Annotated in this window: 23 protein-coding genes; 13 read left to right on the top strand and 10 right to left on the bottom strand. The window is 58.3% G+C overall.

Annotation, left to right across the window (positions count from 1 at the left end; all coding sequences use genetic code 11):
• Window positions 1–37: 37 nt before the first annotated feature.
• Window positions 38–511, top strand: a complete 474-nt coding sequence (gene trmL, locus LPQ25_RS00830) for a tRNA (uridine(34)/cytosine(34)/5-carboxymethylaminomethyluridine(34)-2'-O)-methyltransferase TrmL (RefSeq protein ID WP_002922423.1) — start codon at window positions 38–40, stop codon at window positions 509–511.
• 81 nt (window positions 512–592) lie between these two features.
• Here trmL and cysE read toward each other — a convergent pair whose 3' ends face one another.
• The 5 genes from cysE to LPQ25_RS00805 all read right to left on the bottom strand — a co-directional run bounded on the left by cysE (window position 593) and on the right by LPQ25_RS00805 (window position 3,822).
• Window positions 593–1,414 carry a serine O-acetyltransferase gene (gene cysE, locus LPQ25_RS00825; protein ID WP_002922426.1) on the bottom strand — a complete coding sequence of 274 codons (822 nt, stop codon included), beginning with the start codon at window positions 1,412–1,414 and terminating at the stop codon, window positions 593–595.
• Between the two features lie 73 nt (window positions 1,415–1,487).
• On the bottom strand, window positions 1,488–2,507 hold the full coding sequence (gene gpsA / locus LPQ25_RS00820) for an NAD(P)H-dependent glycerol-3-phosphate dehydrogenase (RefSeq protein WP_002922427.1): 1,020 nt from the start codon (window positions 2,505–2,507) through the stop codon (window positions 1,488–1,490).
• Window positions 2,507–2,974 carry a protein-export chaperone SecB gene (gene secB, locus LPQ25_RS00815; protein WP_002922428.1) on the bottom strand — a complete coding sequence of 156 codons (468 nt, stop codon included), beginning with the start codon at window positions 2,972–2,974 and terminating at the stop codon, window positions 2,507–2,509. The genes gpsA and secB overlap by 1 nt, the downstream gene beginning before the upstream one ends.
• A 60-nt stretch (window positions 2,975–3,034) precedes the next feature.
• Complete coding sequence (grxC, locus tag LPQ25_RS00810; RefSeq protein WP_002922429.1) at window positions 3,035–3,286, bottom strand: glutaredoxin 3; 252 nt, start codon at window positions 3,284–3,286, stop codon at window positions 3,035–3,037.
• Between the two features lie 104 nt (window positions 3,287–3,390).
• Window positions 3,391–3,822, bottom strand: a complete 432-nt coding sequence (locus LPQ25_RS00805; RefSeq protein WP_002922436.1) for a rhodanese-like domain-containing protein — start codon at window positions 3,820–3,822, stop codon at window positions 3,391–3,393.
• Window positions 3,823–4,067: 245 nt separating this feature from the next.
• On the opposite strand from LPQ25_RS00805, the gene gpmM reads away from it, so the two are divergent.
• The 3 genes from gpmM to LPQ25_RS00790 are packed head-to-tail and all read left to right on the top strand — an operon-like array spanning window position 4,068 to window position 7,844.
• Window positions 4,068–5,612 carry a 2,3-bisphosphoglycerate-independent phosphoglycerate mutase gene (gene gpmM / locus LPQ25_RS00800; RefSeq protein WP_004152046.1) on the top strand — a complete coding sequence of 515 codons (1,545 nt, stop codon included), beginning with the start codon at window positions 4,068–4,070 and terminating at the stop codon, window positions 5,610–5,612.
• A gap of 9 nt (window positions 5,613–5,621) precedes the next feature.
• Window positions 5,622–6,893: a murein hydrolase activator EnvC gene (gene envC, locus LPQ25_RS00795; RefSeq protein ID WP_002922458.1), complete on the top strand. Its 1,272-nt coding sequence runs from the start codon at window positions 5,622–5,624 to the stop codon at window positions 6,891–6,893.
• A gap of 3 nt (window positions 6,894–6,896) precedes the next feature.
• Window positions 6,897–7,844 carry a divergent polysaccharide deacetylase family protein gene (locus LPQ25_RS00790; RefSeq protein WP_002922459.1) on the top strand — a complete coding sequence of 316 codons (948 nt, stop codon included), beginning with the start codon at window positions 6,897–6,899 and terminating at the stop codon, window positions 7,842–7,844.
• A gap of 5 nt (window positions 7,845–7,849) precedes the next feature.
• Here the strand turns inward: LPQ25_RS00790 and LPQ25_RS00785 are convergent, their stop codons facing one another.
• The 3 genes from LPQ25_RS00785 to kbl all read right to left on the bottom strand — a co-directional run bounded on the left by LPQ25_RS00785 (window position 7,850) and on the right by kbl (window position 11,038).
• A complete protein-coding gene (locus LPQ25_RS00785) occupies window positions 7,850–8,638 on the bottom strand; it encodes a glycosyltransferase family 2 protein (protein ID WP_002922460.1) in 789 nt (262 codons plus the stop codon).
• Between the two features lie 168 nt (window positions 8,639–8,806).
• The gene (gene tdh / locus LPQ25_RS00780; protein ID WP_002922461.1) at window positions 8,807–9,832 is read right to left on the bottom strand and encodes an L-threonine 3-dehydrogenase; all 1,026 of its coding nucleotides are present in this window, start codon (window positions 9,830–9,832) and stop codon (window positions 8,807–8,809) included.
• Window positions 9,833–9,844: 12 nt separating this feature from the next.
• The gene (gene kbl / locus LPQ25_RS00775) at window positions 9,845–11,038 is read right to left on the bottom strand and encodes a glycine C-acetyltransferase (protein ID WP_002922462.1); all 1,194 of its coding nucleotides are present in this window, start codon (window positions 11,036–11,038) and stop codon (window positions 9,845–9,847) included.
• Between the two features lie 213 nt (window positions 11,039–11,251).
• Here kbl and rfaD point away from each other — a divergent pair, with 213 nt between their 5' ends.
• From rfaD to LPQ25_RS00750, 5 genes are read left to right on the top strand one after another with little or no spacing between them, the layout of a single operon-like run.
• Complete coding sequence (gene rfaD, locus LPQ25_RS00770) at window positions 11,252–12,184, top strand: ADP-glyceromanno-heptose 6-epimerase (RefSeq protein WP_002922463.1); 933 nt, start codon at window positions 11,252–11,254, stop codon at window positions 12,182–12,184.
• A gap of 9 nt (window positions 12,185–12,193) precedes the next feature.
• The gene (gene rfaF / locus LPQ25_RS00765) at window positions 12,194–13,252 is read left to right on the top strand and encodes an ADP-heptose--LPS heptosyltransferase RfaF (RefSeq protein ID WP_004196077.1); all 1,059 of its coding nucleotides are present in this window, start codon (window positions 12,194–12,196) and stop codon (window positions 13,250–13,252) included.
• 3 nt (window positions 13,253–13,255) lie between these two features.
• Window positions 13,256–14,227 carry a lipopolysaccharide heptosyltransferase RfaC gene (rfaC, locus tag LPQ25_RS00760; RefSeq protein ID WP_004152048.1) on the top strand — a complete coding sequence of 324 codons (972 nt, stop codon included), beginning with the start codon at window positions 13,256–13,258 and terminating at the stop codon, window positions 14,225–14,227.
• Window positions 14,227–15,135, top strand: coding sequence for a sugar glycosyltransferase (locus LPQ25_RS00755; RefSeq protein ID WP_004181525.1), 909 nt, complete (start codon window positions 14,227–14,229; stop codon window positions 15,133–15,135). Before rfaC ends, LPQ25_RS00755 begins: the two co-directional genes overlap by 1 nt.
• On the top strand, window positions 15,113–16,282 hold the full coding sequence (locus tag LPQ25_RS00750; RefSeq protein WP_041937797.1) for an O-antigen ligase family protein: 1,170 nt from the start codon (window positions 15,113–15,115) through the stop codon (window positions 16,280–16,282). Before LPQ25_RS00755 ends, LPQ25_RS00750 begins: the two co-directional genes overlap by 23 nt.
• Before the next feature lie 43 nt (window positions 16,283–16,325).
• Here LPQ25_RS00750 and LPQ25_RS00745 read toward each other — a convergent pair whose 3' ends face one another.
• Both LPQ25_RS00745 and LPQ25_RS00740 read right to left on the bottom strand, forming a co-directional pair.
• Complete coding sequence (locus tag LPQ25_RS00745) at window positions 16,326–17,405, bottom strand: glycosyltransferase family 9 protein (protein WP_002922472.1); 1,080 nt, start codon at window positions 17,403–17,405, stop codon at window positions 16,326–16,328.
• Between the two features lie 18 nt (window positions 17,406–17,423).
• Complete coding sequence (locus LPQ25_RS00740) at window positions 17,424–18,386, bottom strand: polysaccharide deacetylase family protein (protein ID WP_002922494.1); 963 nt, start codon at window positions 18,384–18,386, stop codon at window positions 17,424–17,426.
• Between the two features lie 111 nt (window positions 18,387–18,497).
• On the opposite strand from LPQ25_RS00740, the gene rfaQ reads away from it, so the two are divergent.
• The 4 genes from rfaQ to LPQ25_RS00720 are packed head-to-tail and all read left to right on the top strand — an operon-like array spanning window position 18,498 to window position 22,814.
• Complete coding sequence (rfaQ, locus tag LPQ25_RS00735; RefSeq protein ID WP_004181527.1) at window positions 18,498–19,574, top strand: putative lipopolysaccharide heptosyltransferase III; 1,077 nt, start codon at window positions 18,498–18,500, stop codon at window positions 19,572–19,574.
• Window positions 19,571–20,698 carry a glycosyltransferase family 4 protein gene (locus LPQ25_RS00730; RefSeq protein ID WP_014906784.1) on the top strand — a complete coding sequence of 376 codons (1,128 nt, stop codon included), beginning with the start codon at window positions 19,571–19,573 and terminating at the stop codon, window positions 20,696–20,698. The genes rfaQ and LPQ25_RS00730 overlap by 4 nt, the downstream gene beginning before the upstream one ends.
• Window positions 20,699–20,700: 2 nt before the next feature.
• Window positions 20,701–21,795 (top strand): glycosyltransferase, encoded by a 1,095-nt coding sequence (locus LPQ25_RS00725; RefSeq protein WP_004145262.1) that lies wholly within the window; start codon window positions 20,701–20,703, stop codon window positions 21,793–21,795.
• 29 nt (window positions 21,796–21,824) lie between these two features.
• Window positions 21,825–22,814 (top strand): glycosyltransferase, encoded by a 990-nt coding sequence (locus tag LPQ25_RS00720; protein WP_002922498.1) that lies wholly within the window; start codon window positions 21,825–21,827, stop codon window positions 22,812–22,814.
• Window positions 22,815–22,897 lie beyond the last annotated feature (83 nt).

Raw genomic sequence — 22,897 nt, 5'->3', positions numbered from 1 at the left:
TATCTGCTATTCTGCCCCCCGCAATTAAGGGGGCAGTATGCTGAACATCGTGTTATTCGAACCAGAGATCCCGCCGAACACCGGGAATATTATCCGCCTGTGCGCCAACACGGGCTTCAGTCTGCATATCATTGAGCCGATGGGCTTCACCTGGGACGATAAACGCCTGAGACGCGCCGGACTGGACTATCACGAGTTCACTGCCGTGCAGCGCCATGCGGATTACGCGGCGTTTGTCGCCAGCGCGCAGCCGCAGCGTCTGTTCGCCCTCACCACCAAAGGCACGCCTGCGCACAGCGCAGTGAGCTATCAGGACGGCGATTTCTTGATGTTTGGCCCGGAAACCCGCGGTCTGCCGGCCAGCATCCTCGATGCCCTGCCGCCGGAGCAGAAAATCCGTATTCCGATGATGCCGGACAGCCGCAGTATGAACCTGTCAAACGCGGTGTCGGTGGTGGTGTATGAAGCCTGGCGCCAGCTGGGGTATCCTGGCGCGGTCTTGCGCAGCTAACCTGAGCGGTTCCCGGATTACGGCGCGTTGCGCCTTATCCGGGCTACATTTCTGTGCTTAGCAGCGGCAAATGGCAATACATCAAATCCCGTCGCCGTACTCGAAGGTGTGGTGGATGCCGTTGAAATGCTGATCCATATCCATCGCCGGCTTGTCGCTCTCCGGCTTGCCGACGATACGCGCCGGTACGCCCGCCGCGGTGGTGTGCGGCGGAACCGGCTGCAATACCACCGAACCGGCGCCAATCTTCGCGCCACGCCCGACTTCAATATTGCCGAGGATCTTCGCCCCGGCGCCAATCATCACGCCTTCGCGAATTTTCGGATGACGGTCGCCGCTGGTTTTACCGGTCCCGCCGAGGGTGACCGACTGCAGAATAGAGACGTCATCTTCAATCACCGCCGTCTCGCCGACCACAATGCCGGTGGCATGGTCGAGCATGATCCCGCGGCCGATTTTCGCCGCCGGGTGGATATCCACCTGGAAAGAGACGGAGACTTGATTTTGCAGGAAAATCGCCAGCGCGCGTCGCCCCTGAGTCCACAGCCAGTGGCCGATACGATAGGCCTGCAGGGCATGGAAACCCTTCAGATAGAGCAACGGCGTGGAGTATTTATCCACCGCCGGGTCGCGCGTGCGCACCGCCTGAATATCGCAGGCGGCGGAGGCGATCATTTCCGGATCGGCGGCGTAGGCCTCTTCCACCACTTCGCGAATGGCGATCGCCGGCATAATCGGGGAAGCCAGCTTGTTGGCCAGCATATAGCTCAGCGCGCTGCCGAGATTTTCATGCTTGAGTAGCGTTGCGTGGTAAAAACTGGCGAGCATCGGCTCACAGTCAGCCAAAGCCCGGGCTTCGGCTTTAATATTATTCCAGACGATATCCAGTTCTTCACACGGCATTGCATACTCCAGGCGATATAGTAATGACCTGCCAGTTCTGCGCTGGCAGGGTCATTCAGGTGACAAAGGAAAGCTAATTGCTGCTGCGCTCGTCCTTGCGGGCGCGACCCAATAAGGTCAATGCTGCCTCGCGCGCAATTTTTCCGCAATACAATACCTGATAAATTTCCTCGGTTATTGGCATTTCGACACCTAAACGCTGTGCCAGAACGCGAACTTCCTTGGTATTGCGGTAGCCTTCAACCACCTGGCCAATCTTGTCCTGGGCGCTCTGCACGTCCATACCCTGGCCGAGCATCATGCCGAAGCGACGGTTACGGGACTGGTTGTCGGTGCAGGTGAGCACCAGGTCACCGAGGCCGGCCATGCCCATAAAGGTTTCCGGATCGGCGCCCAGCGCCGCGCCGAGGCGGGACATTTCCACCAGCCCACGGGTAATCAGCGCCGTACGCGCATTGGCGCCGAAGCCGATGCCGTCCGACATACCTGCCCCGATGGCAATGACGTTTTTCACCGCGCCGCCGAGCTGCACGCCGATAAAGTCCGGGTTGATGTAGACGCGGAAGCTTTTGCCGCAGTGCAGTAGGCGCTGAAGGTCTTCCGCAAACTGCGGATCCGTGGCCGCCAGCGAAATCGCCGTCGGCAGGCCGGCGGCCAGCTCTTTGGCGAAGGTTGGCCCCGAGATCACCGCCAGCGGAATATCATCGCCCAGCGCTTCACGCGCCACGTCCTGCAGCAGACGGCCGGTTTCGGCCTCCAGGCCTTTGGTGGCCCACACCAGCCGCGCGTCGGAACGCATCAGCGGTTTAATCTGGCGTAACACCTGACCGAATACATGGCTCGGCACCACGACAAGGATGTCGCGGCTGGCGGCCAGCGCGGTGGCCAGGTCGCTCTCAAGATGCAGCGTATCCGGGAAAGGCACATCGGGAAGGAACGCGGCGTTGCAGCGATCGTGTTGCAGCGTCGCGATATGTTTCGGGTCATGGCCCCACAGCACAACGTGGTGGCCATTTCTTGCCAGGGTGATGGCAAGAGCGGTGCCGTAAGAGCCGGCACCGATCACAGTCATTGCAGCATTAAGTGCGTTCATCAGGCATCCTGATGTTGTTCAGCACCTTCGCCAGCCTGCTGCTGCAGATAGTTCATGAACAGCGCGTCGAAGTTCACTGGCGCAAGGTTAAGTTGCGGGAAGGTACCGCGGGAAACCAGGCTGGTGATGCACTCGCGCGCGTACGGGAACAGAATGTTCGGGCAGTATGCGCCGAGGCAGTGCGCCATCTGGGTGCCTTCGATGCCGTCGATGGAGAAAATACCGCCCTGCTGTACTTCACAGAGGAACGCGGTTTCTTCGCCCAGCGCAGCGGTCACGGTCACACGCAGCACCACTTCATAAACGCCTTCAGCCAGCTGGGTGGAGGCGGTATCCAGATCAAGTTTAACTTCCGGCTGCCAGTCTTTCTGGAAAACTTGCGGCGCGTTCGGCGCTTCAAAAGAGATATCTTTGGTATAGATACGCTGGATCTGGAAGGTCATTTCGGTGCTGTTTTGTTCTGACATAGTAAAACCCTTTCGTGTTGTCCTTAAATACGCGCTTCCGCCAGGGAAAGCGCGCAAAAATTAGCGCAAGAGGGGATCAAGTCCACCACGTGAATCAAGCGCATACAAGTCGTCACAGCCGCCAATGTGCTGCGCATCAATAAAAATCTGCGGAACCGTCGTCCGTCCGCTGCGCTGGATCATCTCCTCACGCTTCGCGGCATCGCCATCGATCGGCAACTCATGGAACGTTACGCCTTTGCTGTTCAGCAGCGCTTTCGCGCGGATGCAGAACGGGCAGGTCGCTTTGGTGTAGATCTCAATATTGGCCATGACTTCACTCCTGTTGTTACCCTGAGGGTTTTACGCCGCAGCCTGTGTTCCCTTCACGTCAGGCATGAAGGAGAAAACGCGGCGGCATCACCACGCGAGGTAAGTTATTTGCCGCGTACCAGAGGGAGGTTTTCGCCGCTCCAGCCAGCAATGCCCTCTTTCAGTACAAAGACTTTTTCAAACCCGGCTTTGTTCAGCGCGCTGGCGGGCTCTTGCGCCTGCATGCCGGAACCGTCTACCACAATAATGGGTTGCGATTTGTGTTTTTCCAACTCGCCGACGTTATTGGCTTTGATATCGCTGGGCAGCAGGTTAATAGCGCCGGCAATATGGCCTTTACGGAAATCGTCACGCTGACGCAGGTCGACCACCACCGCATCTTCTTTATTGATAAGACGCGTCGCTTCACCACGGGTGATGACTTTAACTTTCGACATCAGCCCCTTGAAGGTGGTGAACACTACCGCACCCAGCAGCGCGATCCACGCGATGCTCAGGACCGGGTGACGGCCGATGAATTGCATAATTTCTTGCATGGGGGGTTACAACTCCCGACTAAGTGAGAAAAAAACCAGGAAAGGAGTATACCTGTGCCTTGCGGCAATTACAGCCAGTGAGCGCGATGTAATGTATTTTCTGCGGGCGGTGGCGAAAAAAAGCCGCTCTCGCTGACCCGGCGCGGCCCGGCCGCTCCCTTTCTTTGATCTTTCACGGGGATTTAAACGATTCAGCTGTAGTAAAATTACGCAAAATTTCTGTCTTTGAGCATGAGGTTGTCGCAATGTCGGTTTCTAAAAAACCTATGGTACTGGTGATTCTGGATGGCTACGGCTATCGCGAAGACCAACAGGATAACGCCATTTATAGCGCTAAAACGCCGGTAATGGACGCGCTATGGGCCAAACGTCCACATACCCTGATCGATGCATCCGGCCTCGAAGTCGGCCTGCCGGACCGTCAGATGGGGAACTCCGAAGTAGGCCACGTCAACCTGGGCGCCGGTCGTATCGTCTATCAGGACCTGACCCGTCTCGATGTGGAAATTAAAGAACGCACCTTCTTCGCCAACCCGGTACTGACCGCCGCGGTCGATAAAGCGGTTGCCGCCGGCAAAGCAGTACATATCATGGGCCTGATGTCGCCAGGCGGCGTCCACAGCCACGAAGATCACATCATGGCGATGGTGGAGCTGGCGGCAGAGCGCGGCGCTGAGAAGATCTACCTGCACGCCTTCCTCGACGGCCGTGATACGCCGCCGCGCAGTGCGGAAAAAACGCTGGCGACATTCGAAGCCAAATTTGCCGCGCTGGGCAAAGGTCGCATCGCGTCGCTCATCGGCCGCTATTACGCCATGGACCGCGACAACCGCTGGGATCGCGTGGAACAAGCTTATGATCTGCTGACCCTGGCCAAAGGCGAATTCCAGGCCGATACCGCCGTCGCGGGTCTGCAGGCCGCCTACGCCCGTGACGAAAACGACGAATTCGTGAAAGCCACCGTTATCCGCGCCGCCGGCCAGGCCGATGCCGCGATGGAAGACGGCGACGCGCTGATCTTCATGAACTTCCGTGCCGACCGCGCGCGTGAAATCACCCGCGCCTTCGTCAACGCCGACTTCGACGGCTTTGCGCGTAAGAAAGTGGTTAATCTCGATTTCGTGATGCTCACCGAATACGCCGCCGACATCAAAGTCGCCTGCGCCTACCCGCCCGCCTCGCTGGCCAATACCTTCGGCGAGTGGATGGCGAAGCACGATAAAACCCAGCTGCGCATCTCCGAAACTGAAAAATACGCTCACGTCACCTTCTTCTTCAACGGCGGCGTAGAAGAGCCGTTTAAAGGCGAAGAGCGGATCCTGATTAACTCGCCGAAAGTGGCGACCTACGATCTGCAGCCGGAAATGAGCTCCGCCGAGCTGACTGAGAAACTGGTCGCCGCCATCAAAGGCGGAAAATACGACACCATCATCTGTAACTACCCGAACGGCGATATGGTTGGCCATACCGGGGTGATGGAAGCAGCCGTAAAAGCGGTTGAAGCGCTGGATCGCTGCATCGACCAGGTGGCTCAGGCGGTGGAATCCGTTGGCGGCCAGCTGCTGATCACCGCCGACCACGGCAACGCCGAGCAGATGCGCGACCCGGCCACCGGCCAGGCGCACACCGCCCATACCAATCTGCCGGTTCCGCTGATCTACGTCGGTAATAAAGCGGTCAAAGCGGTCAACGGCGGCAAACTTTCCGACATCGCCCCGACCATGCTGTCGCTGATGGGAATGGAAATCCCGCAAGAGATGACTGGCAAGCCGCTGTTCATCGTGGAATAATCCTTCCCCATGAGGGGAAAGGCGATGTATTCAACTACATGGATCGCAGCGGCAGTTCGATCCGTCCTTTACGCCAGCGCGCTCAGCGCTGGCGTATTGCTGTGCGCGTCATCTGCGCATGCCGACGATCGCGATCAGCTAAAGTCCATCCAGGCCGACATCGCCGCCAGGCAGCGGGCGATTAAGCAACAGCAGCAGCAGCGCGCAAGCCTGCTCGCCCAGCTCAAAGCGCAGGAAGAGGCGATCGCCGCCGCGGCCCGCAAACTGCGCGAAACCCAGGATAGCCTGAACCAGCTCAATAAGCAGATTGACGAGATGAACGCCGCTCTCGCGAAGCTGGAGCGCCAGCGCGCGTCTCAGGAGCGGAACCTCGCCGCGCAGCTCGATGCCGCTTTCCGCCAGGGGCCGCATACCGGCATCCAGATGGTGCTCAGCGGTGAAGAGGGCCAGCGCAATCAGCGGATGCAGGTCTATTTCAGCTATTTCAACCAGGCCCGCCAGGAGACTATCGCGGAGTTGAAGAAAACGCGCGAAGAGATGGCGGTGCAAAAGTCGATGCTCGAAGAAAAACAGAGCCAGCAGCAAACGCTGGTCTACGAGCAAAAGGCCCAGCAGGCGAAGCTGGAGCAGGCGCGTAACGAACGGAAAAAGACCCTTTCCGGCCTGGAGTCGTCCATTCAGCAGGGTCAGCAACAATTAAGTGAATTACGGGCTAACGAATCGCGCCTACGCGGTCGTATCGCCCAGGCGGAGGCTGCCGCCAAAGCCCGCGCCGATCGGGAAGCACGCGACGCGCAGGCGGTGCGCGACCGCCAGCAGGAAGCATCGCGCAAAGGCACTACCTATAAACCAACGGAAAGTGAGCGTTCGCTGATGTCACGCACCGGCGGGCTGGGCTCGCCGCGCGGTCAGGCGTTCTGGCCGGTTCGCGGTCCGCTCCTTCATCGATATGGCGAACAGCTGCAAGGTGAACTACGTTGGAAAGGGATGGTTATCGCCGCGTCTGAAGGCACCGAAGTCAGAGCCATTGCCGATGGTCGGGTCATTCTGGCCGACTGGCTGCAGGGCTATGGTCTGGTGGTGGTGGTCGAACATGGCAAAGGCGACATGAGCCTGTATGGCTATAACCAAAGCGCGCTGGTCAGCGTTGGTACCCAGGTGCGTGCCGGCCAGCCTATCGCGCTCGTAGGCAGCAGCGGCGGTCAGGGCCGTCCGTCGCTCTATTTCGAAATTCGCCGCCAGGGTCAGGCGGTCAATCCACAGCCGTGGTTGGGAAGATAAGTTTTGCTTCAATTTCGCGCAATTGCTCTTGCCGTAGCCGGTTCGCTGGCTCTGGCGGCGCCAGCGTTCGCTGGCAAACTCTCCATCGTTATTGACGATTTTGGCTACCGCCCGCAGACCGAGAATCAGGTGCTGGCGCTGCCGGCAACTATCTCCGTCGCCGTGCTGCCGAACGCGCCGCACGCCCGGGAAATGGCCACTAAAGCGCATAATCAGGGCCATGAAGTGCTCATCCACCTGCCAATGGCGCCGCTCAGCAAACAGCCGCTGGAAAAAGACACCCTGCGTCCCGAAATGAGCAGCGAGGAGATCGAGCGCATTATTCGCGAGGCTTACGGCAAAGTCCCTTACGCCGTCGGGCTGAATAACCATATGGGCAGCGCGATGACCTCCAACCTGTTTGGCATGCAGAAGGTGATGCAGGCCCTGGAGCGCTACAATCTCTATTTTCTCGACAGCGTCACCATCGGCAACACCCAGGCCATGCGCGCCGCGCAGGGTACCGGCGTGAAGGTGATTAAGCGCAAGGTGTTTCTCGACGATACGCAGAATGAAGCCGATATCCGCAACCAGTTCAATCGCGCCATCGCCCTGGCGCGGCGCAACGGTTCGGCGATAGCCATTGGACATCCGCATCCGACGACGGTGCGGGTGCTGCAGCAGATGGTCTATAACCTGCCGCCGGATATCACGCTGGTGCGCCCGAGCAGCCTGCTCAACGAGCCGCAGGTCGACAACTCGACGCCAAACTACGCCCAGCCGCCTGCGCAACAAACGCAGCAGAAGCCGCGTAATCCGTTCCATGGCGTGAAGTCTTGCAAACCGAAGCGCCCGCTGGAGCCTGTGAACGCCAGCCGCTTCTTCACTATCCTCAGCGATAGCATCAGCCAGAGCGCGCTGATCCAGTACTATCGCCTCAAATGGCAGGGCTGGGACAACCCCGGCAACTAGACCACTCAGGGGTCCGTTCGCTTTTGCGCGACGGGCGCCTGGTTATCTTCGTGGGCGTACCACGCCTTAAAATATTTCAGAAAGCTGTAAAACGTCGCGTACAGGCCGGTCACCACGCCGACCTTGCCATAGCGCCACGCTCCGCTAAACAGATACCACTTAAAGAAAGCGCCAATGGCGCTGACGATCCCCCGCGTCAGCGAAGGTTTGATCTGCTGGTACTTCACCAGCCGGGTGGTATAGCTGTTCAGCTTATTAAACACTTCATGCAGCGAATAAAAGGTATCGTGGCGAACGAAGCCCGGCAGCCTGACGGAGCTCGCGTGTCCGACCACCTGGTCATCCACCGGCCGATCGTTAAACCGCGCCTGCTGGCGGTTAAAGAGGCGCACCGGATAATCCGGTGAGGAAATGGGGTAGATAGTCCGTACCTGTTTGCCTAGCACAAACCAGTAGCGCGGCAGACGCCAGGCGCAGGTCGGGTCAGGCTCCTCCCCCGCTTTTAGCGCCTGAATGGCCGTCACCACGTCATTATCAAGAATTTCGTCGCTGTCCATGCACAGCACCCAGTCATGGCTGGCCAGCCCGATGGCATAGTTCATCTGCGCGCCGTGGGCTTTATAGGCATGGTGATGGACGGTGAGACCAAACTGCTGACAAATAGCGACGGTTTCGTCGGTACTGCCGGAGTCGACGACGATACATTCATCGGCCACCTTCAGCAGAGGCGGCAGCACCTCCATCAGCAGGCGCGCAGAGTTACAGGTCAGTAAGCATACGGAGAGTTTAAGCATGATAGTTACAAAGTTAAACTGCGACTAAACACACTGTATAAGCGAATAACCGTAAAATCGATGTAGAAATTGTGCGCTTAATATTAAGCAGGCTAAAAATGTTATCCAAATCTAAATTAAGGCGCCCGCAGGCGCCTTTTTTGCTGATTTTTACGCCAGCATGGGGGGTTAGTCCCAGCTCAAAACCACTTTACCGGACTGGCCGGAGCGCATCGCGTCAAAACCTTTCTGGAAGTCATCAATGCCGAAGCGGTGGGTGATGATCGGTGAGAGATCCAGACCAGACTGGATCAGCGCCGCCATCTTGTACCAGGTTTCGAACATTTCGCGACCATAGATACCTTTGATAAACAGCCCTTTGAAGATGACCTTGGTCCAGTCGATGGACATATCCGACGGCGGGATACCCAGCATCGCGATACGGCCGCCGTGGTTCATGGTATCCAGCATGCTGCGAAACGCCGGCGGCGCGCCGGACATCTCCAGACCCACATCGAAACCTTCGGTCATCCCCAGCTCGGCCATCACGTCATTAAGGTTCTCTTTGGCCACGTTCACCGCGCGGGTAACGCCCATTTTGCGCGCCAGCTCAAGACGGTACTCGTTGACGTCGGTGATCACCACGTTACGCGCGCCGACGTGTTTCGCTACCGCCGCCGCCATCACGCCGATCGGACCGGCGCCGGAAACCAGCACGTCTTCCCCGACCAGATCGAAGGAGAGCGCGGTGTGCACCGCGTTGCCGAACGGGTCGAAGATAGACGCCAGGTCATCAGAGATATTGTCGGGGATTTTAAAGGCGTTAAAGGCCGGGATCACCAGATACTCAGCAAAGCAGCCCGGGCGGTTGACGCCCACGCCGATGGTGTTGCGGCACAGATGGGTGCGGCCCGCGCGGCAGTTACGGCAGTGGCCGCAGGTGATATGCCCTTCGCCGGAGACGCGGTCGCCAATCTTAAAGCCGCGCACTTCCTGACCAATCCCCACCACTTCGCCGACATATTCGTGACCGACCACCATCGGCACCGGAATGGTCTTCTGCGACCACTCATCCCAGTTATAGATGTGCACGTCGGTCCCGCAAATGGCGGTCTTGCGGATTTTAATCAGCAGATCGTTATGGCCGACTTCCGGTTCCGGTACGTCGGTCATCCAGATGCCTTCTTCCGCTTTCAGTTTGGATAACGCTTTCATCTCATACCCTTATTAGGCGATGACGCCCAGTTGTTTGCCGATGCGGGTAAAGGCTTCCACCGCACGCTCAATTTGTTCAGGGGTATGCGCCGCCGACATCTGGGTGCGAATACGCGCCTGGCCTTTCGGTACCACCGGATAGAAGAAGCCGGTGACATAGATCCCTTCTTTCTGCAGCTCGCGGGCAAAGTTCTGCGCCACCACCGCCTCACCCAGCATCACCGGAATGATGGCGTGGTCGGCGCCGGCCAGCGTGAAGCCTGCCGCGGTCATTTTTTCGCGGAACAGACGCGCGTTAGCCCACAGGCGATCGCGCAGGTCTGCCCCCTCTTCAACCATCTCCAGCACTTTGATGGAGGCGGCCACGATGGCCGGCGCCAGAGAGTTGGAGAACAGATACGGACGGGAGCGCTGGCGCAGCCACTCAACCACCTCTTTGCGCGCGGCGGTGTAGCCGCCGGAGGCGCCGCCCAGCGCTTTACCCAACGTGCCGGTGATGATATCGACGCGCCCCATCACATCGCAGTATTCGTGGGAGCCGCGGCCGTTTTCGCCGACGAAGCCGACGGCGTGGGAGTCATCGACCATCACCAGCGCATCGTATTTATCCGCCAGGTCGCAAACGCCTTGCAGGTTGGCGATCACGCCATCCATCGAGAACACGCCGTCGGTGGCGATCAGCACGTGACGCGCGCCGGCCTCGCGAGCTTCTTTCAGACGCGCCTCCAGCTCTTGCATATCGTTGTTGGCATAGCGGAAGCGCTTCGCTTTACACAGACGCACGCCGTCGATGATCGAGGCATGGTTCAGGGCGTCGGAGATAATGGCGTCTTCCGGGCCGAGCAGCGTTTCAAACAGGCCGCCGTTGGCGTCGAAACAGGAGGAGTAGAGGATCGCGTCTTCCATACCGAGGAAATCGGCCAGCTTCTTCTCCAGCTGCTTATGCGTATCCTGGGTGCCGCAGATGAAGCGTACCGAGGCCATCCCGAAACCGTGGCTGTCCATGCCGGATTTCGCCGCGGCAATCAGTTCCGGGTGGTTCGCCAGACCCAGATAGTTATTGGCGCAGAAGTTAATCACGTGGCTGTCGCCGACGGTAATGTCCGCCTGCTGCGCCGAGGTGATGATGCGCTCTTCTTTGAACAACCCTTCGGCCCGAGCGGTCTCCAGATTGCTAGTTAACTGTTTGTAGAAATCACCACGCATTGCAACTCTCCAGATTCGGCAAAATTTGGCACATATTACCCAAAGCTATACGCTGATACGAGATGATGCAGGCCTGAATGAATTATTTGCAGCATAAATCACGTCAGCCCAGCACCTTATTCTGCGAATGGCTGTAGGCTTGCTCATGTGGTGATATGATAAGAGCATTCATGTCCGGATTGTCTCCGGGCTCTCAACTTCAAAGGTACAGTTATGATCATCGTTACCGGCGGCGCAGGCTTTATCGGCAGCAACATCGTTAAAGCGCTGAATGACAAAGGCATCACCGACATTCTGGTTGTCGACAATCTGAAAGACGGCACCAAGTTTGTAAACCTGGTTGACCTGAACATCGCTGACTACATGGATAAAGAAGACTTTCTGATCCAGATTATGGCGGGTGAAGAGTTCGGTGAAATCGAAGCAATCTTCCACGAAGGCGCGTGCTCTTCCACTACCGAGTGGGATGGCAAGTACATGATGGACAACAACTATCAGTACTCCAAAGAGCTGCTGCACTACTGCCTGGAGCGCGAAATCCCGTTCCTGTACGCCTCCTCCGCGGCCACCTATGGCGGACGCACCAGCGACTTCATCGAGTCCCGCGAGTACGAACAGCCGCTGAACGTTTACGGCTACTCCAAATTCCTGTTCGACGAATACGTCCGCCAGATCCTGCCGGAAGCCAATTCGCAGATCGTCGGCTTCCGCTACTTCAACGTCTACGGGCCGCGCGAAGGCCACAAAGGCAGCATGGCGAGCGTCGCTTTCCACCTCAATACCCAGCTGAATAATGGCGAAAGCCCGAAACTGTTCGAAGGCAGCGACGGCTTCAAGCGCGACTTCGTCTACGTGGGCGACGTGGCTGACGTCAACCTGTGGTTCTGGGAAAACGGCGTTTCCGGCATCTTTAACCTCGGCACCGGCCGTGCGGAATCCTTCCAGGCCGTCGCCGATGCGACCCTGGCGTACCACAAAAAAGGCAGCATCGAGTACATCCCGTTTCCGGACAAACTGAAAGGCCGCTACCAGGCGTTCACTCAGGCGGATCTGACTAACCTGCGCAAAGCGGGCTATGACAAACCGTTCAAAACCGTTGCCGAAGGCGTAACGGAATATATGGCCTGGCTAAACCGCGACGCGTAAGAAACAAGCATGAAAATATTGGTGGTAGGCCCGTCTTGGGTGGGCGACATGATGATGTCGCAAAGTCTTTATCGTACGCTCAGGGCGCGCTATCCCCAGGCGATTATCGACGTGATGGCGCCAGCCTGGTGCCGTCCGTTGCTTTCGCGCATGCCGGAAGTGAACGAAGCGATCCCGATGCCGCTGGGTCACGGCGCGCTGGCTATCGGCGAACGCCGTAAGCTCGGCCACAGCCTGCGCGAACGTCGCTACGATCGCGCTTACGTGCTGCCGAACTCGTTTAAATCGGCATTAGTCCCTTTCTTTGCCAATATCCCGCTGCGCACCGGCTGGCGCGGCGAGATGCGCTACGGACTGCTCAACGACGCCCGGGTGCTGGACAAAGACGCCTGGCCGCTGATGGTGGAACGCTACGTGGCGCTGGCCTACGACAACGGCGTGATGCGCTGCGCCAAAGATCTGCCGCAGCCGCTGCTGTGGCCGCAGCTGCAGGTCAACGAAGGGGAAAAGTCGCAGGCCTGCAGCGCTTTTAACCTGTCCTACGATCGGCCGATCGTCGGCTTCTGCCCCGGTGCGGAGTTCGGCCCGGCCAAACGCTGGCCGCACTATCACTATGCTGCGCTGGCGAAAAAGCTTATCGACGATGGCTATCAGATTGCGCTTTTCGGCTCGGCGAAAGATAACGAGGCCGGCAAAGAGATCATCGCCGCCCTCAGCAGCGAGCAGCAGGCCTGGTGCCGTAATCTGGCGGGTGAAACCCAGCTGGAGCAGGCGGTCATTCTGATCGCCGCCTGTAAAGCTGTAGTGACTAACGATTCGGGGCTGATGCACGTCGCCGCGGCGCTGGACCGCCCGCTGGTGGCGCTGTATGGCCCGAGCAGTCCGGACTTTACCCCGCCGCTGTCGCATAAAGCGCGGGTTATCCGTCTGATTACCGGCTACCACAAGGTGCGCAAAGGCGATGCCGCCGAAGGCTATCATCAGAGCCTGATCGACATCACCCCAGAACGCGTCCTGCAAGAGCTAAACGAACTGTTAGCGGAAAAAACCGAGCACGAGGAAGCGTAACGGATGCGGGTATTGATCGTTAAAACCTCCTCCATGGGCGACGTGCTGCACACGCTGCCCGCGCTAACCGACGCCGCGCAGGCTATCCCCGGCATCCGCTTCGACTGGGTGGTTGAAGAGGGTTTCGCGCAGATCCCCTCCTGGCATGAAAGCGTCGAGCGGGTGATCCCGGTGGCGATCCGCCGCTGGCGCAAAGCCTGGTTCTCCGCGCCGATCAAAGCCGAGCGTCAAGCCTTTCGCGAGGCCGTTCAGGCGGTAAAGTATGACGCCATCATCGACGCCCAGGGGCTGGTAAAAAGCGCCGCGCTGGTTACTCGCCTGGCGCACGGCGTCAAGCACGGTATGGACTGGCAAACGGCCCGCGAGCCGCTGGCGAGCCTGTTTTACAACCGCCGCCACCATATCGCGAAACAACAGCACGCGGTGGAGCGTACCCGTGAGCTGTTCGCCAAAAGCCTTGGCTACGCGAAACCCCAGACCCAGGGGGATTACGCCATTGCGCGCCATTTCCTGCAGCACGAGGCTAGCGCTGCCGCGCCCTATCTGGTGTTTCTGCACGCCACCACCCGCGACGATAAGCACTGGCCGGAAACCCGCTGGCAGGAGCTTCTCGACCTGCTGGCCGACAGCGGCGTTCACATTAAGCTGCCGTGGGGCGCCCCGCACGAAGAGGCGCGGGCGAAGCGGCTGGCGGAAGGCCGGGAGTATGTTGAAGTGCTGCCGCGCATGAGCCTTGAGCAGGTAGCGCAGGTTCTGGCCGGCGCCCGGGCCGTCGTCTCGGTCGATACCGGGCTGAGCCATCTGACCGCCGCGCTGGATAAACCGAACTTTACGCTCTACGGCCCGACCGACCCGGGGCTGATTGGCGGATACGGTAAAAACCAGCATATCGTGCGGCCGGAAAACAGCGCCAGCACCGGCGATATTGCGGCCAGCCGGATTCATCTTCTCCTGCAAAATCAGGGGCTGCTCTGATGGGATCCCTGTTTAAGCAGATCTACCGCTATACGCGCCCTCGCGCGTATCGCCACAATGAAAATCTGTGGCCTTTTACCCGTATTGCGCGTGCGCCAAGCGGCGAAATCAGCGCGTTACGCTATAAAGGGAAAACGGTGCCGCTGGTCAGCCTGAGCGCGCTGAAAAACAGTATGCAGGGCGAAGTCCTGCTGACCGCCACCGGCCCCTCAACCCGCAATATCGATTTTTCCCTGTTGTCGAAAACGATCCCGGTGATGGGCGTCAATGGCGCCTGGCATCTTGCCGACCGGCTGCACTTTTCGCTCTATACCATCGTCGACATGGAATTTTTCGATAAGAAGCCGGACATTATCCGCGCCATTGTCAGCCAGCCGGATATTTTGCTGTTCACCACCATGCACGGGATCGCCAAAATCGTCGATCGCTATGGGGACGCGCTGCGCTGCCGTTTGGCGTTGATTGAGGACGGTTGCTATAAGATTTACCAGCCGAAAGTCGCCAGCGAAGCGATAAAGCGCACTTACCAGCAGAATGCGGCGATGTGCTTTCATCCTCAGCGCCCGGATATCTGTTTTAGCACCGATATTCGCCAGGGCATCTTTGATGCCGGCACGGTGGTCTACTGGGCGCTGCAAATTCTCGCCTGGCTGGGCTTCAATACTATCCTGGTGAGCGGCCTGGATATGACCAACTTTAACCAGCCGCGATTCTACGAAACACAACAAGAAAAATTGCCTTCTTACCTGGCAACAAAAGTGGATACCCTCGTCATGCCCTCCTTTGCGCATGCCGCGCAGGTACTGCAGCAACGCCAGATTCGGGTGATTAATTTTTCCCCAGAAAGCGCTGTGCCGGATACTATCTTCGAAAAGGTTGCGTTTAATGAGTACTTTAAAAGTGAGTAACTTCGCCAGACAGGGTTACTCGATTGTCTTTCCTTTGTTTTTATTTTTCAGCGCGATTTTTTGCATGTCCACCCGGACCAATAATCTGCTGCATTTATCGATCCTGCTGCTATTGCTGTCGCTGGTACGCCAGGAAAACCGCCAGGCGCTGGCCGGGGTGTTACGCGAGCACTGGCAGACCTGGACGCTGCTGGCGGCTTTCTTTATCTATTACGCCCTCAGTAATGTGTGGGGCCATACGCCGCAGCATATTGACTCGCCGATCACCCACGGCGTGTATCTGACCGGGTATCTGTTGCTGATGACGATGCTGCTCAGGGACGGACGAACCCGCCGACTGGCGATGCTGGCGGTGGTCGGCGGGATCACCGTGCTCTCCCTGTGGACGCTGATTATCGACCATACGCTGGTTCTCACCGAACGAGCGGTCTCCCCCGAGAACCCCGGACCAACGAACGTTATCGACCTTGCCGGTTACTGCGGCATCGGCATTTTAATCTGCGGCATGCTACTGAAAGAAAAAGCCAGCCACTGGCTCTATCTGCCGGTGGTCATCATGCTGGTGATGCTGCTGCTCACCCAAAGCCGCGGGCCGATCATCGCCCTGGTGCTGGCGGTCGGCTGTACGCTGCACCTGCACGTCTTCACCCGCCGCAACCTGCTGATCGCCGCGGCGCTGGCCGTGCTGGTAGCGCTGCTTTTGGTCATGACGCCGGTGGGCGACATGCTGCTCGCCCGTTTCGAGGAGCTGGGCACCCAAAGCGGGCTGCGCCTGAGCATCTGGCACCATACGCTGTCGGAGATGGCCAGCCAGCCGTGGCTGGGGCGCGGTTTCAGCTATGAACTGGATTTCATCAACTACAGCGGCGAGCACATCACCACCACCCACAGCGTGTATATGGGCGCCCTGCTGAAAGGCGGCATCGTGGGGTTACTGCTGCTGTTGGCGATCATTGCCTGCGGGCTATGGCAGGCGTGGCGCAAGCGCCATACCGACAGCCGCTACAGTCTGGCGATCCTGTTTTACGCGCTGGTGTTTATGGCCTCGCAGGGGATGTTTATCATCAGCAATCCCCGGGAAACCTGGGTGCTGTTCTGGCTGCCGCTGGGCATTGCGCTCAGCAAAGGGGTGGCGGAAAAACGCTAACAAAAAGGGCCGTCAGCGGCCCTTTTTATATTAACTTTTTAAATCAACTGCGGGCGGCGACCAGCCGGTCGGCCTGCTCTTTAATCACGGGCCACACCGACTCAATCGCCACATCGGCGACATTCGCTTCTTCACAGACTATCTGCTTCGCCTTGTCATAGCCCGGCGCCCAGATGTGATAGCCGGGCAGCCCGGTATTCTTGAGTTTGCGTTTGTTATAGACCGCCACCATCGGCTTATCGAAAGCCCGGGCAATATGCACGATCGAGGTGTCCGGCGTAATGACTAAATCACAGCTGCGGATCACTTCTACGGCGGAGTTGATGGTGCTGTCGGCGATGTACAGCGCCATATCCAGCCCCAGCTGGCGGATTTTTTCACTGCGCCCCACCATCACGATACAGACCCGGTAAGGCAGAGCATGTAGCCGCTCGACCAGGGTCGCCACCTGGTGACGACAGAAGTCTTTATCCTCGGAGGCGGTAAAAGGGTTAATGGCGATACGCAGTTCGACCTCTCCGGCCTGAGAAAGCAAGCGGGCCACTTTCTCCCGCTCATGGCGGCAGCCGGGGAGATGATAGTGATACGGGCGGTCGTCAACGATGCCAAACAGCTTCACCACCTGCTTATAGCGCAGGGAAATATGGCTGTTGCCGTCAAAAAAAGCGATTGAGTGATCGTAAAGTTTATAGGGCTCTTTATTAAAACCAATCACGCTGGTCGCCCGTAAATCGGCGAGTAATTTAAAGCGTTCATAGCTGGTCACGTCATCAAAATCGATAACCGCATCAAAACCCGCCGCCCGCAACGTATTTAAGGACATGCGGGGCCGATATAAATATACTTGCTGAATGAATTCTGAGCCTGCTAATATTTCGCTGCATATTGGTCCGGTTAACACCGAAACCTGATATCCCCGTTCGGCCAGTATTCTGGCGCAGCCGGTCGTGACCACCATATCACCGACTTTATCATCCAGACGCAATAGCAGCACGCGGCGCACAGCCGCTGGGTCGAAGGCTTTACGCGCCGGCTTATTTCTGTATCGATAGTTAATTAAATTAAATTTAATGCCGCGGAAAAAAGCATTCTTTTTCCGCGTTAATTGTTTAAGGATACGCATACGGTACCTTGAGCTGTGTTAGCGCTGTGTAATTTTCCGCTGGTAATATTCTGCCAGCGTCATGCCCTTCACCTGCGGCGCCAGCCAGCTAAAAAAGGCTTCGAGGTCAGCGTATAAACGCTCAATATCCCGTTCATTCTGGAACGTGGGGCTGCCGCCGGGCATATACTCTGAAGAGTGGAGCATATATTCCACGTAGTCATTGCCCTGCGTCAACGTTTGTTCGACGACTTTTTTCATCGTCTCCACATTGCCGCCCATCGGTCGCAGCCAGTGTACGGAGGGGGAACGCACTTTGCCGCGCAGGCGGTCGTAGCCCTGCTTCACGCTGTTCATCCACGCTGAGTGCTTGTACTGGATGCTCATCGGCACTTCCAGCAGCGGCGAGTGGCCCTCGCGGCTGATGTCATTTTCATCGAGGAAATAGGCATGCTGCGGAAAGCGGCGATAATCGGTCCCGCCATCGCCCTGCGGCGCCCCCTTGGCGGTCTTCCAGTTCACCCGCGGGGTCACCGAGCAATCCACCTGATACCCGTACTCCACCAGCAGACGCGCATAGCGCTCGTCAAAAGCCCAGCGCCCGGCGCGATGGCTAACCATTTTGGTCTGGAAGGTATCCTCCAGCAGACGCGTCATATAGTCGACCTTCTCACGCATCATAGCGTCGCTGTATTCAATAAGATAAGGCTTATGGCGCCAGTCATCTGCGGTCAGCGGCTCGGTCGGCGGGCTGTTCCACGCATGCAGATGCATGCCGACTTCCGCGGTGCCGCGGGCAATCACGTCTCTGGCGAATTCGATATAAAAGGGGTCGATGGCCATTTCATAGTTGGTCAAATAGACCGGTTTAAAGCCATACTTTTCACAAAGCTGCTGAAAACGCGGAAGATAACGCGCATTCTCGGTGGTGATGCTGTCATGTTTTTGCCAGAGGTTATCGCCCTCTGTATCAATCGTGATGAGAAATGCGGGATTGTGCACGAAAACGTCCTCAGGCCATACGTATCGGGTCATGGTAGAGCAATACAACGCTTCTCTCAATCTGTCTGATCCCCTAGAATCGGAACCCTTATCCTGGATGAAGAACAGAGTATGACGCCTGAAACCCTCTCCCGCGGCCCGTTGAACCCGGCGCGGATCCTGGTCATTAAGCTGCGCCATCATGGCGACATGCTGCTGATCACGCCGCTTATTCACGCGCTGAAACAGCAGTACCCCGCCGCCAGTGTGGATGTCCTGTTGTATGAAGAGACCCGGGATATGCTCGCAGCCAACCCCGATATCCACCATATTTATGGTCTCGATCGCCGCTGGAAAAAGCAGGGAAAAAGGTATCAGCTGAAGATGCAATGGCAGCTCATTCAGACGCTGCGCCAGCAGCGGTACGATATGGTGCTTAACCTGGCCGACCAGTGGCCGAGCGCGGTTATCAGCAAACTGACCGGCGCCGCGACGCGGATTGGTTTTGATTTTCCGAAGCGCCGCCACCCGGTCTGGCGCTATTGCCACACCGCGCTGGCCTCCACCCAACAGCACAACCAGCTGCATACGGTACAGCAGAATCTCTCTATTCTCGCTCCGCTCGGTCTCCAGTTGAACGATGCGCCGGCGCGGATGGGCTACAGCGAAGCAGACTGGGCCGCCAGCCGCGCCCTGCTGCCGGAGGACTTCCGGGAACACTACATCGTCATCCAGCCGACGTCGCGCTGGTTCTTTAAATGCTGGCGCGAAGATCGGATGAGCGCCCTGATCAACGCGCTGTCCGCCGAAGGATACGCGGTGGTGCTCACCTCCGGCCCCGATGCTAGAGAGAAGAAGATGGTGGATACCATCATCGCCGGCTGCCCGCAGGCGCGACTACACTCTTTAGCCGGCCAGTTAACGCTGCGCCAGCTGGCGGCGGTGATCGATCATGCCCGGTTGTTTATCGGCGTCGACTCGGTGCCGATGCATATGGCTGCAGCCCTTGGCACTCCGCTGGTCGCCCTGTTCGGCCCCTCGAAGCTGACCTTCTGGCGTCCGTGGCAGGCGAAAGGCGAGGTGATCTGGGCCGGCGACTTCGGTCCGCTGCCCGATCCGGACGCTATCAACACCAACACCGACGAACGTTATCTTGATTTAATTCCTACCGACGCCGTGATCGCGGCGGCGAAAAAGGTACTGGCATGAGTAAATTCAGGCTGGCTCTGGTGCGGCAGAAGTACCGCCCGGACGGCGGCGCAGAACGGTTTGTCTCCCGCGCGCTGGAAGCCCTCGACAGCAGTCATCTGCAACTGAACGTCATCACCCGCGAATGGCAGGGGCCGGTGAAACCGGACTGGCAGATCCATATCTGTAACCCACGTAAATGGGGGCGCATCAGCCGCGAGCGCGGCTTTGCCAACGCCGCGCGCGCGCTCTGGCAGCGCGAGTCCTTCGACCTGGTGCAGAGCCATGAACGTATTCCCGGCTGCGATCTCTACCGCGCTGGCGATGGCGTTCATCGCCGCTGGCTGCAGCAGCGCTCGCGCATTTTACCGGCCTGGAAAAGCCGCCTGCTGTTCGCCGACCGTTACCACCGCTACGTCATGCAGGCGGAGCGCGAGATGTATGAAGACTCACACCTGCGCGGGGTGATCTGCAACGCCGAGATGATCAAGCGCGAGATCATCGAAGACTTTGGCCTGCCGGCGGAGAAGATCCACGTTATTTATAACGCCATTGATAACCAGCGCTTCCTGCCGCCGGACGAAGAGACCTTTGCCGCCTTACGCGCCAAATGGCAGCTGCCGCTGCAGGCGACCTGCCTGATCTACGTCGGCTCCGGCTTTGAACGTAAAGGGCTGGCGGCGGCGATCCGCGCCATCGCCCCTACCGATCGCTACCTGCTGGTGGTCGGCAAAGATAAGGATCAGCCTCGCTATCAGGCGCTGGCGAAGAGCCTGAACTGTGAAGCGCGGGTGCGCTTCTTCGGCATGCAGTCGGAGACATTGCCCTTCTATCAAATGGCCGATGGTCTGCTGCTGCCGACCCTCTACGATCCGTTCCCCAACGTCATCCTCGAGGCAATGGCCTGCGGTCTGCCGGTGATCACCACTACCGGCTGCGGCGGGGCGGAGTTTATCGTCGACGGCCACAATGGTTACGTCTGCGACGCTCTGGATATCCCGGCGCTACAGCAGGCGGTAATGGCCCTGCCCGCGCGCGCGCTGGGCTCCGCGGAAGGCGGTCACGCCCGCGAGCGCATTATGGCCTGCACCAGCGAGCGACTCTCAACCCAGCTGCTTTCTCTTTATCAGGATCTGGTGAATTAACGATGCGCATCTTATTTGTGATTGACGGCTTACCCGGCGGCGGCGCGGAAAAAGTGGTTCTGACCCTGGCGGCACAGTTCCTGCGCGACGGCGATCGGGTGTCGCTCATTTCGCTGCGCGATGTCTGCGAGTACCCATTGCCCGAGGGGCTCGACTACCAGGTAGTTGCCGATCGCTGCCGTAAACCGTGGCGCAAGCTGACCGAGCTGTCCCGCCGCGCCCGCCAGCTGGACGCCGCAGTCGTGCGGGCCGAACAGCAGGGGCAATTTGACCTTGTGCTCTCCAACCTGCACAAAACCGACCGCATCGTCGCCCGCAGCCGGGCGCTGCGCGAGCGTAACGTCTGGTTCTGTCTGCACGGCGTCTTTTCGGCCTCCTATCTCGGGCACCGCACCGGCTTTGACCGCTGGATGAAGCAGCAGAAAATTAAGCGAATTTATCAGGGTCGCAACGTGGTGACGGTTTCCGACGCGGTGGGGCGAGATCTGGTGGAAGAGTTTGCCCTGCGCCCGGCACAGCTGAAAACCATCTACAATCCCTTCGATATCACTGCCCTGCGCGCCGAGGCGGAAGCCGATAGCGAGCGCCCGGACGGTGACTACCTGATTCACGTCGGTCGCTTCCATCCGGGCAAACGCCATGACCGCCTGCTTGAAGCCTATGCGCAGAGCGGCATCGACGCACCGCTGGTGCTGCTAGGCCAGGGAAAACCGGAGCAAGAGCAGCGCCTGCGCCAGCTGGCAAAAACGCTGCACATTGACGATCGGGTGTGGTTCAAAGGCTTTCAGAAAAACCCCTTACCGTGGATCAAAGGCGCACGGATGCTGGTTTTGAGCTCCGATAGCGAAGGATTCGGCAATGTGGTGGTGGAGGCGCTGCTGTTACATACTCCTGTCGCCAGCACCCGCTGCCCCGGCGGCGTCACCGAGATCCTCACCGGCGAACTTGCCCGCGGTCTGGCGGATCTGACCAGTCCGGCGCTGGCTCAGACGATGCAAAGCATTTACCATAACCCGCCGGCCATCGACGATGCCGCGCTGGAAAAATTCAGCGTCGTATCCATTTGTCAGCAGTACCGTCAGCTGCAGCGCACCTGACGCCGTTAGTTAACCAGGATCGAAGATTTATGAGTCAAACGCCTTTATTGAGCATCGTGGCTGCCGTCTACAACGGTGAGAAATTTCTAGCGCAATTCTTTGAGTGCATTGAACAGCAGCAGCTGGACAGCTATGAACTGATCCTGGTGAACGATGGTTCGACAGACAACAGCCTGGCGGTGATCGCCGAATGGCAGGAGCGGCTGCAGAACGTCCAGGTGCTGGAGCAGGAAAACCAGGGCGTCTCGGTCGCGCGCAATACCGGCCTCGCCGCCGCCAGCGGCAAATATCTCGCGTTTCCGGATATCGACGACAAACTCTATCCGGGCATGTATCGCACGCTGCTGGAGATGGCCGAGAAAGAACATCTCGATATCGCTACCTGCAACGGCACCTATGTGTACGAAAAGCGCCGCGAGAGCCACCCGATCTTCCCACTGGATCGCCTGCCCTCGACGGGTGTGCTGCCGGGCCATGTCTGGCTTAAGCAGGCCCTGGACTCGCGGAAGTTTCTGCACGTCACCTGGCTTAATATTTATCGTCACGACTTTATCCGCCAGCATCACTTCCATTTCGAGCCTGGCCTGCGCCATCAGGATATCCCATGGACCACAGAAGCCCTGCTGGCCGCGGAGCGCGTGCAATACACCAGTCAGCAGTTCTATGATTACTACATTCACTCTGAGTCGGTGTCGCATAAGCCGGACAACGACGACACGCTGATGCGTTCGGCGCGCCACTATATGAAGATTCTGGAGATGCTGGAGGCGATTAACCAGCGCTACCCGGATAAAGTACGCCATATCGCCGCCTGTCGCTGGCAGATTGCCAAAGAAGGCCTGGGGATCATCCATACCTTCGATAGCATGAAAGATGAGTCCAAAAAGCATGTTATTATTAACGAATTCTTCGACCGCGGTATCTGGCGGTTAATCTGGAAAAACGCCTGTACTTTCCGTTTACGCTGGCGCCTGGGACGCCGTTATCTGCGTATTAAGCGTTATCGCCACGCGGGATAGACCAAAAACCCGCTGTTTCCGCCAAAGAGATAGCTTTACGCGGGCTAAATGCTTAGAATTTGCCCGCCAAAACAGAGAACGGA

The organism is Klebsiella sp. KPN54798, assembly GCF_021184225.1.
Classification (GTDB): domain Bacteria; phylum Pseudomonadota; class Gammaproteobacteria; order Enterobacterales; family Enterobacteriaceae; genus Klebsiella; species Klebsiella pneumoniae.
This window is presented reverse-complemented; position numbering and strand designations above follow the sequence as displayed.

What these genes read in the sequence shown, in the direction of transcription:
- trmL (WP_002922423.1), top strand. Translation starts at nt 38, where the DNA reads ATGCTGAACATCGTGTTATTCGAACCAGAGATCCCGCCGAACACCGGG.
- cysE (WP_002922426.1), bottom strand. Translation starts at nt 1,414, where the DNA reads ATGCCGTGTGAAGAACTGGATATCGTCTGGAATAATATTAAAGCCGAA.
- gpsA (WP_002922427.1), bottom strand. Translation starts at nt 2,507, where the DNA reads ATGAACGCACTTAATGCTGCAATGACTGTGATCGGTGCCGGCTCTTAC.
- secB (WP_002922428.1), bottom strand. Translation starts at nt 2,974, where the DNA reads ATGTCAGAACAAAACAGCACCGAAATGACCTTCCAGATCCAGCGTATC.
- grxC (WP_002922429.1), bottom strand. Translation starts at nt 3,286, where the DNA reads ATGGCCAATATTGAGATCTACACCAAAGCGACCTGCCCGTTCTGCATC.
- LPQ25_RS00805 (WP_002922436.1), bottom strand. Translation starts at nt 3,822, where the DNA reads ATGCAAGAAATTATGCAATTCATCGGCCGTCACCCGGTCCTGAGCATC.
- gpmM (WP_004152046.1), top strand. Translation starts at nt 4,068, where the DNA reads ATGTCGGTTTCTAAAAAACCTATGGTACTGGTGATTCTGGATGGCTAC.
- envC (WP_002922458.1), top strand. Translation starts at nt 5,622, where the DNA reads ATGAGGGGAAAGGCGATGTATTCAACTACATGGATCGCAGCGGCAGTT.
- LPQ25_RS00785 (WP_002922460.1), bottom strand. Translation starts at nt 8,638, where the DNA reads ATGCTTAAACTCTCCGTATGCTTACTGACCTGTAACTCTGCGCGCCTG.
- tdh (WP_002922461.1), bottom strand. Translation starts at nt 9,832, where the DNA reads ATGAAAGCGTTATCCAAACTGAAAGCGGAAGAAGGCATCTGGATGACC.
- kbl (WP_002922462.1), bottom strand. Translation starts at nt 11,038, where the DNA reads ATGCGTGGTGATTTCTACAAACAGTTAACTAGCAATCTGGAGACCGCT.
- rfaD (WP_002922463.1), top strand. Translation starts at nt 11,252, where the DNA reads ATGATCATCGTTACCGGCGGCGCAGGCTTTATCGGCAGCAACATCGTT.
- rfaF (WP_004196077.1), top strand. Translation starts at nt 12,194, where the DNA reads ATGAAAATATTGGTGGTAGGCCCGTCTTGGGTGGGCGACATGATGATG.
- rfaC (WP_004152048.1), top strand. Translation starts at nt 13,256, where the DNA reads ATGCGGGTATTGATCGTTAAAACCTCCTCCATGGGCGACGTGCTGCAC.
- LPQ25_RS00755 (WP_004181525.1), top strand. Translation starts at nt 14,227, where the DNA reads ATGGGATCCCTGTTTAAGCAGATCTACCGCTATACGCGCCCTCGCGCG.
- LPQ25_RS00750 (WP_041937797.1), top strand. Translation starts at nt 15,113, where the DNA reads ATGAGTACTTTAAAAGTGAGTAACTTCGCCAGACAGGGTTACTCGATT.
- LPQ25_RS00745 (WP_002922472.1), bottom strand. Translation starts at nt 17,405, where the DNA reads ATGCGTATCCTTAAACAATTAACGCGGAAAAAGAATGCTTTTTTCCGC.
- rfaQ (WP_004181527.1), top strand. Translation starts at nt 18,498, where the DNA reads ATGACGCCTGAAACCCTCTCCCGCGGCCCGTTGAACCCGGCGCGGATC.
- LPQ25_RS00730 (WP_014906784.1), top strand. Translation starts at nt 19,571, where the DNA reads ATGAGTAAATTCAGGCTGGCTCTGGTGCGGCAGAAGTACCGCCCGGAC.
- LPQ25_RS00725 (WP_004145262.1), top strand. Translation starts at nt 20,701, where the DNA reads ATGCGCATCTTATTTGTGATTGACGGCTTACCCGGCGGCGGCGCGGAA.
- LPQ25_RS00720 (WP_002922498.1), top strand. Translation starts at nt 21,825, where the DNA reads ATGAGTCAAACGCCTTTATTGAGCATCGTGGCTGCCGTCTACAACGGT.